Consider the following 6,914-nt stretch of genomic DNA (forward strand, 5'->3'; position numbering starts at 1 on the left):
GCTGGGTTTCCGGGGCGCGGGAGTCCCGGAAACGCCGAGGGCCCGGAAGCGTTTCGCTTCCGGGCCCTCGGTCGGGGTGGGCGATACTGGGTTCGAACCAGTGACCCCTTCGGTGTGAACGAAGTGCTCTCCCACTGAGCTAATCGCCCCCGTGCGGGGACAACATTACCGCACCTCAGACGGTGCCCCGGACCATCCGCGGGTCAGCCGATCCGCCATGGCATCTCGAATCCGAACCGCCAGACGTAGTAGCCGAGCAGGGCGCCGATGATCACCAGTCCGACGGCCGTCAGGATGATGTTGCGGCGCCGCACCCTGGGGTCGAGCGCACGCTGCGCCGCCTCGGTCACCTTGCGCTTCGTCCAGCGCAGCACGAGCTGCGCCCAGACGAATTCGGTGGCCCAGATCGCCATTCCCCCGAAGATCACCAACCAGCCGGGGCCCGGCAGCGGCAGCATCACCACACCGGCCGCCACCACGGCCAGCCCGACGATGAACACCCCCACCTGCCAGCTGAGGTGCAGTCCCCGGGATTTCCTGATGAATTCAGGAGCCTTGGAACCGAGTCTCCGGTCCATGGCCACATTCCCCTGAATTTCGTCACTCTCCGCAGTCATGGCGCCAAACCTACCCGAAGGGCGGAGATCACCGGAATGGCCTTCGACACCGTAAAAGTACTGGGCCGGACGAGGTACCAGAAGCCTCACAAACCAGTCAGAGGGGTTTACAACGTCCCCGCAGGTGGCATGTCGATTTCGCCGACGTGCGAATCCCCGAGCGCACACTGAGCGAAAGGCCCTGGCGCTTATGAACACCACGGTCAGCTGCGAGCTGCACCTGCGCCTCGTTGTGTCGAGCGAATCCTCACTGCCTGTACCCGCAGGCCTGCGGTACGACACGGCCGATCCCTATGCCGTGCACGCCACCTTCCACACTGGTGCCGAAGAGACGGTCGAATGGGTGTTTGCCCGCGATCTGCTCGCCGAGGGCCTGCACCGGCCTACCGGCACCGGAGACGTCCGGGTCTGGCCGTCGCGCAGTCATGGCCAGGGCGTCGTGTGCATCGCCCTCAGCTCCCCAGAGGGGGAGGCGCTGCTCGAAGCCCCGGCGCGGGCACTGGAGTCGTTCCTCAAGCGGACCGACGCCGCCGTGCCCCCGGGCACCGAGCACCGTCACTTCGATCTGGACACCGAGCTCTCCCACATCCTCGCGGAGAGCTGACCCCAGCCCACCAGCCGTCCGGTGCCGTCCTACTCGGGGGCATGGCCCGGACCCGACCGCCGTACGAAGCCTCGCATGCGCTTCACAGAGCCACCGCCGTGGACCACGACCCCCACGGCGGTGGCTCTCGCGCGCTAGAGTCGCCGGAACGCAGCCGCCCGACCCCCACCGGCCAGGGAGCGATTCCGTGTTGATCAACCATGACACCAGGTACGCACTCGACTGTGTGGTGGACCTGATCAACACCTCCCCGGAGAGCGAGGGCCGGGAGGGTCTGCACGATGTGGCCGCGCTGCGCGCGTTCGTCGAGGAACACCACGTGAGCGAGGTGGGCCGGCTCGGCGAGCACGACCTCGCCACCGTGCGCCGGGTGCGTGAGCGGTTCGCGCAGGTGTTCTGCGCCCCCAGCGCCCAGGCCGCCGCCACTCTGCTGAACGCGATGGTCGCCGAGGCCGGGACCACCCCGCGGCTCACGAACCATGACGGCCACGACTGGCATGTGCACTACTTCGCCCCGGGCGCGTCGCTCTCCGACCACCTGGCCGCAGACGGCGGCATGGCGCTGACGTTCCTGGTCGTCGCCGGTGAGTGCGAGCGGCTGCGGCGCTGCGACGCCCCCGACTGCCGCCGGGCCTTCGTCGACCTGTCGCGCAACCGTTCCCGGCGCTACTGCGACAGCCGCACCTGCGGGAACCGGCTGCATGTCGCCGCGTACCGGGCCCGGCAGCGCGAGGCCAGCCGACCCTAAAGCGTGTTGCGAAAGTCCCGCCTGGCACACGCCCTCGCCGCGTTGTCGGGCTCGTCCACGTACGACCAGTACGAGGACGACCCTCCGCCTTGCGAGCGCACGCACCAGACACCGTGGGCCACACCCTCCGGGCGAACAGCGCTACTTTCGACACCGCCCTAGCCGCGGCTCACAGCATGACGATGTCGTAGAGCGCGCCGAATCCGATGAGCCCCGCGATCACGCAGAGGAAGAGCATCAGCGGCGGCTGGGAGAGCGCGAACAGACAGCCCTTGGGCTCGTCGGCGCCCGCCCTCGGCCGCGGAATGTCTCCGGGGGCCGGCCTCTCGGCCTCAGGTGTCGGCCGTGGGCACGGGGGTGACCCCCCGGAAGATCGCAGCACACCGCGATGATGACGCAGCACCCCATGCCGCCGCGCCCAACACGCGAACTCTCAGGGGTGGTTCTGCGTTCCGGGGCCCTGCGGCAGGTCAGATGCCGCGGCGCTTGAGGATCTCCTCGATGTCGGAGAAATCGGACAGTCCGCCGTCGGTCGCGGCCTTGGACTTCGCCGCCGGCTTGCGCCCCGCGGGCAGTGAGGGCTGGGAGGCGCCGGGGGCCACCGCCGGAGCACCCGCGGCGGCAGCGGCGGCCTTGCGTTCACGGCGGCTGCCGCCGGCGCGGCCGGCGGCGAAGCGCGTCACCGTGTAGAGCACCACGGACACCGCGAGCACACCGAAGCCCAGCCACACCGTCGGCTTGAAGACCAGGTCCGCGGCCCAGCTCCCGGTGGCCGTGCCGACCTTCCGGCCCAGGGTCACCAGGCCCGTCATGTACAGGCCCACCGGCAGCAGGGCGAAGGCGGCGGTGCGGACGGCCGCGAGGTAACGCCGGCGGTACGCGGTCAGCATCGCGATCGCCAGGCCCGCCGCGGACAGTGCGACGCATACGGTAGCGGTCAGCATCCAGTGCTCCTGATCCTGTACTCCTGCGGCGGTATCGGGATGTTCCTGTATCCATCGTGCACCCGTCGCGAAGCCGGAGGCCACGTCCCGGGACCTGTCTCAGGGTGATCTCGGGGGAGGGCTCCTCCCCAGGTGCCAGACTGGGCCGCATGAACGACGTCACTCCCCCTGCCACCGCCCGCGCCGTCCTGGAAGTCTGGTGCGAGCTGCAGTGCCCCGACTGCCGCACCGCCCTCGACGACGTACGCGCGCTGCGCGCCCGCTACGGCGACGCGCTGGACATCCAGCTGCGGCACTTCCCGCTGGAGAAGCACCAGCACGCCCTCGCCGCCGCCCAGGCGGCCGAGGAGGCCTGGGCGCAGGGGCAGGGCTGGCCGTACACCGAGGCGGTGCTGGCCCGGACGGAAGAGCTCGGCAAGCGCGGCGAGGAGCTTCTCGTGGAGGTGGCCCGCGAAATGGGGCTGGACGCGGAGGAGGTGGACACCGCGCTGATCGACGGCCGGCACCTGCTGATCGTCGATGCCGACGAGGCCGAGGGCCGGGCGATCGGTGTCACGGGCACGCCGACGTATGTGATCGACGGGCAGCGGCTCGACGGCGGCAAGAGCCAGGAGGGGCTGCGCGCCCGGATCGAGGAGATCGCGGACCGGCTGCTGGCCGGATAGGTCCGGTCCGAAGTCCTCTCCTCTGGAGCAGCAGCCGCTAGAGCAGCCGCTTGAACAGATGGCGGCGCGTGGTCGCGTACCCCAGGGACTCGTACAGCCGCAGCGCCGGCGTGTTGCCGCCGAAGACGTTCAGGCCCAGGGTGCCGACCCCGGCGCCCAGGCACTCCCGCTCCGCGACGAGCATCAGGGTGCGGCCGTGCCCCTGGCCGCGGTGCTCCTCGGCCACCTCGACGGAGAAGACCCACGCCGGGACCCCCGGGTCGGCCGCGTCCCGCAGCCTCAGCCACAGGGTGCCGACGTCCCGGCGCCGGTGGACCAGGGTCAGCAGCAGGGTGCCGTCGGTGCGGGGGCCGTCCGGCAGGGCCGCGCTGTGGTCGGCCTCGGCCCGGGCGGAGGCCTGGGCGAACGGGACGCCGCGGGTCACCATGCCCTCCACGTACGCGATCATCTTCTGTTCGTTCCAGGCGGGGAACTCCGCCTCGGTCACCGGGCGGACGGTGCTGCCTGCGGGCAGTTCGGGTGCGGGACCGGACAGCCGCTTGACCATGCCGCGGTTGCGCTCGGTGTAGCCGAGGGTGTCCGCGAGCCGCTGCGCGAGGACGGCGTCCGCCGGGATGTCGACCGTCACCTCGTCGCACCCCCAGCCGCGGAGCACCTCCTCGGCGGCGAGCGCGGCGACCGTGGCGCGGCCGCGCCGCCGGTCCGCCTCGTGGATCTCCAGTCCGGTGATCCGGCCGGCCGTGACGCCGAACCGCGGCCCGGCGGAGAGCTCGATCCCGCCGACCGGCCTGCTGTTGACGCATACGGTGTAGCGGCGCGAACGCGCGCCCGCCGCTCCGTGCCGCTCCGGCTGATCGGGTCGCAGGGTGGTTGTCATGGCGTCACTCCCCCGTTTGGACTGGGGCCAGTTCTACCCGCTCCTCAGCGCCACGTCACGGATTCGGGTCGGCTCCGGCCCGTTCCGCGAAGACCCGCATCGCCTTGGCGGTGACCGGGCCCGGTGCTCCCGGCAGTTCCCGCCCGTCGACCAGCCGTACCGCCTGGACATCGCGGAGGGTGGACGTCAGGAAGATCTCCTCGGCCTCGTCGAGCGCCTCCAGCGGCAGATCCGCCTCCTGGGCCCCGCTCCACTCGGCGACCAGCTCGCGGGTGATGCCGGCGAGACAGCCGGAGGAGAGCGGCGGGGTGAGCAGTTGCCCGTCGAGCACGACGAAGATGTTGGAGCCGGTGCCCTCGCAGAGCCGCCCGACGGTGTTGCCGAATATCGCCTCGGAGGCGCCGTGGGCGTGGGCGCGGGCGAGCGCCACGACGTTCTCGCCGTAGGAGGTGGTCTTCAGACCGCTGAGCGCGCCCCGCTCGTTACGGGTCCACGGCACCGTGACCACGGCGGTGGTGTCGGGCCGGGCGGCGGCCTCGCCGAGGGCGATGATCAGGGTGGGTCCCGCGTCGCCGCGGTCGGAGCCGAGCGGGGAGAGCCCGCCGGTGTACGTGATCCTGAGCCGGCCGAGCGGCACCGGGTTGGCCGCCAGGACCGCCGCGCAGCCCCTGCGCACCTCGTCGTGGTCCGGGTCCGGGAGTCCGAGACCGCGTGCGGACCGGGTCAGCCGGTCCAGGTGGCGGGTGATCGCGAACGCCGCGCCGTCGACCGCCTTGAGCGTCTCGAAGACCCCGTCACCCACGGTGATCCCGTGGTCCAGCACCGACACCGTGGCGTCAGCGGCGTCCCGCAGCGTGCCATCGACCCAGATCTTCACGGTGTGGTCCCTTCGTGTCCCGGATGGTCCCCCGACGCTACCGCCAGCAGCCGGGACGCCTTCAGCTCGGTCTCGTCCCACTCCCGCACGGGGTCGGAGCCCCAGGTGATGCCGGCTCCCGTGCCGAAGCGCAGCAGCGGTTCCGGGCCGGTGCGGTCGACCCAGAACGTCCTGATCCCCACGGCCAGTTCACCGGTGCCGCGATCGGCGTCCACCCAGCCGATACCCCCGCAGTAGGGGCCGCGCGGCACCGTCTCCAGTTCCTCGATGATCCGCAGCGCACTGGACTTGGGGGCTCCGGTGACCGAGCCGGGCGGGAAGGTGGCGGCGAACAGCCCGGCCCAGCCGGTGTCCTGGCGCAGTTCACCCCGCACGGTCGAGACGAGGTGGACCAGCCCGGGGTGCTTCTCGACGGCGCACAGCTCCGGGACGGTGACCGAACCGGTCGCGCAGACCCGCCCCAGGTCGTTGCGGACCAGGTCCACGATCATCACGTTCTCGGCGTGGTCCTTGGGCAGCAGATCCGCCTCCGTACGTCCGGTGCCCTTTATCGGGCCGGATTCGACGAGGGAGCGGTCACGGCGCAGATAGAGCTCGGGGGACGCGGTGGCGATCTCCACACCGTGCCCGGGGAGCCGGATGGTGCCCGCGTACGGGGCCGGGTTGCCGTGGGCGAGCACCGAGCCGAGCGCGTCGACGTCGGACCGGGCGGGGTCGGGCAGCGGAGCGGACAGCACCCGGCAGAGGTTGGCCTGGTAGACGTCGCCGGCCGCGATGTACGCGCGTATACGGCGCACACCCGCGATATAGGCGTCCCGGTCCAGTGAGGAGGTCCACGCTCCGGTGGCCGGTCCGCACCAGCCGTCCGGCGCCGCCGGCGGCGCGCTGCGGACGTCCCCGAAGCGCGCGCACACCACCTGTCCCTCGAAGTCCACGGACACCGCCCAGAAGCCCGAGGAGTCGAGCGCGGCGAGATCGCTGGTGACATCTCGCAGGTCGGAGGCGACGCGGCCGCCGAAGCGGGCCATCGGGACGAGGTCTCGCACAGTGCTTCCAGGGTCGGTCCGAAGGGGTGTGGCCGAGTCTAGAGCGGTGCCCGTCGCGGCGCCCCGCTGGTCATCCGCTGGTCAGCAGCCCGGCACGCTACGGAAACCGGTTTTTGAGCTGGCCGTGGAATCCGCTAGAGTTCAACACGTCGCCGGGACGCGGAAGCGCCCCGGAGCTACGACACCTGCGGACGTGGCTCAGTGGTAGAGCATCACCTTGCCAAGGTGAGGGTCGCGAGTTCGAATCTCGTCGTCCGCTCGGCGTGGGGGATTTCCCGTCCCCCGCGATGTTGGTGGAGTGGCCGAGAGGCGAGGCAACGGCCTGCAAAGCCGTCTACACGGGTTCAAATCCCGTCTCCACCTCACGCGCGATTAGCTCAGCGGGAGAGCGCTTCCCTGACACGGAAGAGGTCACTGGTTCAATCCCAGTATCGCGCACGCAGCACAGCACCACTTGCATGGCAGCAGTTGTAGTGGGTCCCGCGCGATTAGCTCAGCGGGAGAGCGCTTCCCTGACACGGAAGAGGTCACTGGTT

At 70.9% G+C, this 6,914-nt stretch carries 9 protein-coding genes and 4 tRNA genes; 6 read left to right on the plus strand and 7 right to left on the minus strand.

Annotated elements, in window-relative coordinates:
• Nucleotides 1-77: 77 nt before the first annotated feature.
• Nucleotides 78-149 (minus strand) — tRNA-Val (locus tag C6N31_RS11650).
• Between the two features lie 54 nt (nucleotides 150-203).
• A complete protein-coding gene (locus tag C6N31_RS11655) occupies nucleotides 204-617 on the minus strand; it encodes a TIGR02611 family protein (RefSeq protein WP_138352655.1) in 414 nt (137 codons plus the stop codon).
• A gap of 190 nt (nucleotides 618-807) precedes the next feature.
• Here C6N31_RS11655 and C6N31_RS11660 point away from each other — a divergent pair, with 190 nt between their 5' ends.
• Together C6N31_RS11660 and C6N31_RS11665 are read left to right on the plus strand one after the other, a co-directional pair.
• On the plus strand, nucleotides 808-1,221 hold the full coding sequence (locus tag C6N31_RS11660; RefSeq protein WP_003959770.1) for an SsgA family sporulation/cell division regulator: 414 nt from the start codon (nucleotides 808-810) through the stop codon (nucleotides 1,219-1,221).
• Nucleotides 1,222-1,408: 187 nt separating this feature from the next.
• The gene (locus tag C6N31_RS11665; protein WP_138352656.1) at nucleotides 1,409-1,969 is read left to right on the plus strand and encodes a CGNR zinc finger domain-containing protein; all 561 of its coding nucleotides are present in this window, start codon (nucleotides 1,409-1,411) and stop codon (nucleotides 1,967-1,969) included.
• A gap of 169 nt (nucleotides 1,970-2,138) precedes the next feature.
• Here the strand turns inward: C6N31_RS11665 and C6N31_RS11670 are convergent, their stop codons facing one another.
• A complete protein-coding gene (locus C6N31_RS11670; protein ID WP_138352657.1) occupies nucleotides 2,139-2,351 on the minus strand; it encodes a hypothetical protein in 213 nt (70 codons plus the stop codon).
• An 88-nt stretch (nucleotides 2,352-2,439) separates the two neighbouring features.
• A complete protein-coding gene (locus C6N31_RS11675) occupies nucleotides 2,440-2,913 on the minus strand; it encodes a hypothetical protein (RefSeq protein WP_138352658.1) in 474 nt (157 codons plus the stop codon).
• Between the two features lie 149 nt (nucleotides 2,914-3,062).
• Between C6N31_RS11675 and C6N31_RS11680 the strand changes: the two genes are divergently transcribed.
• On the plus strand, nucleotides 3,063-3,578 hold the full coding sequence (locus tag C6N31_RS11680) for a DsbA family protein (RefSeq protein WP_164296999.1): 516 nt from the start codon (nucleotides 3,063-3,065) through the stop codon (nucleotides 3,576-3,578).
• 37 nt (nucleotides 3,579-3,615) lie between these two features.
• Here the strand turns inward: C6N31_RS11680 and C6N31_RS11685 are convergent, their stop codons facing one another.
• The 3 genes from C6N31_RS11685 to C6N31_RS11695 are packed head-to-tail and all read right to left on the minus strand — an operon-like array spanning nucleotide 3,616 to nucleotide 6,360.
• Complete coding sequence (locus tag C6N31_RS11685; protein WP_138352660.1) at nucleotides 3,616-4,455, minus strand: GNAT family N-acetyltransferase; 840 nt, start codon at nucleotides 4,453-4,455, stop codon at nucleotides 3,616-3,618.
• Between the two features lie 55 nt (nucleotides 4,456-4,510).
• The gene (locus C6N31_RS11690) at nucleotides 4,511-5,332 is read right to left on the minus strand and encodes an aminotransferase class IV (RefSeq protein ID WP_138352661.1); all 822 of its coding nucleotides are present in this window, start codon (nucleotides 5,330-5,332) and stop codon (nucleotides 4,511-4,513) included.
• Complete coding sequence (locus tag C6N31_RS11695) at nucleotides 5,329-6,360, minus strand: chorismate-binding protein (protein ID WP_138352725.1); 1,032 nt, start codon at nucleotides 6,358-6,360, stop codon at nucleotides 5,329-5,331. Before C6N31_RS11695 ends, C6N31_RS11690 begins: the two co-directional genes overlap by 4 nt.
• Nucleotides 6,361-6,565: 205 nt before the next feature.
• Here C6N31_RS11695 and C6N31_RS11700 point away from each other — a divergent pair.
• From C6N31_RS11700 to C6N31_RS11710, 3 genes are all read left to right on the plus strand, one after another.
• Nucleotides 6,566-6,637 (plus strand) — tRNA-Gly (locus C6N31_RS11700).
• A gap of 33 nt (nucleotides 6,638-6,670) precedes the next feature.
• Nucleotides 6,671-6,741: transfer RNA gene (locus C6N31_RS11705), tRNA-Cys, on the plus strand.
• Nucleotides 6,742-6,744: 3 nt separating this feature from the next.
• Nucleotides 6,745-6,816, plus strand: a tRNA-Val gene (locus tag C6N31_RS11710).
• Nucleotides 6,817-6,914: the final 98 nt, after the last annotated feature.

The organism is Streptomyces fildesensis (assembly GCF_016107395.1).
GTDB classification, from domain to species: domain Bacteria; phylum Actinomycetota; class Actinomycetes; order Streptomycetales; family Streptomycetaceae; genus Actinacidiphila; species Actinacidiphila fildesensis.